Source organism: Methylobacterium sp. WL119, from assembly GCF_008039875.1.
Lineage (GTDB): Bacteria > Pseudomonadota > Alphaproteobacteria > Rhizobiales > Beijerinckiaceae > Methylobacterium.
In genome coordinates this window covers 1-806 of sequence record NZ_VRUU01000247.1, presented here as the reverse complement: position 1 = coordinate 806, position 806 = coordinate 1, and the positions used below count along the sequence as shown (strand labels likewise).

Genomic DNA, 806 nt, shown 5'->3' with positions numbered 1-806 from the left:
AAAATATCTGTTATAAATCATAGGCCTACACTTATTCAGAAGAAAGATATTTCTTTTGTGCTTCTTACTCAGCGCCAGCAGCGCGACCGTGATATTTGTAAGTTAGAAAAGATTAAACAGGACATTTCTAGTGAACGAGACGATATAACGTACCAACATGAATGCGTAGCGGCTGAACGCGACCGGTTGGCTGCCGAACTCGGCCGTCACACTAGCGAACAGCACCACTGGACCTCTGAACATGCTCTCATGATCCAGCAGCGCGATGCATTAGCAACAGAGCAGGGGCGGCTCGCAGCGCAATGCGAGCACCTGACGATTGAATGTAACCGGCTAGCTGTAGATCTCGACTGTCGCACCAGCGAACATAACCACTTAGCCTCTGAGCATGCACTTGTAATCCAGCAACGCGATGCATTAGCAACAGAGCAGGGGCGGCTCGCAGCGCAATGCGAGCACCTGACGATTGAATGTAACCGGCTAGCTTTAGATCTCGACTGTCGCACCAGCGAACATAACCACTTAGCCTCTAAGCATGCACTTGTAATCCAGCAACGCGATGCATTGGCAACAGAGCAGGGGCGGCTCACAGCCCAATGCGAGTACTTAATAAGTGAAAGCACCCAAATAGTCAGCACCCGATCCCATTTCAATAAATTCAGATGGATTCGATCAGGTGATTATAAAAAAGCTCGATTGCATTCTATGGGTTTTGATCATATGTTTTATTATGAAACTTATCCAGATGTTCTTTCCTCTGGTTTTAAAGCTATAGACCACTATATCAAGCATGGACAGTCTGAAGG

Annotated in this window: 1 pseudogene; it reads left to right on the top strand. The window is 47.0% G+C overall.

The features are described 5' to 3' along the window. A pseudogene (locus FV227_RS29475) lies at positions 1-806 on the top strand (hypothetical protein); the annotation flags it as partial.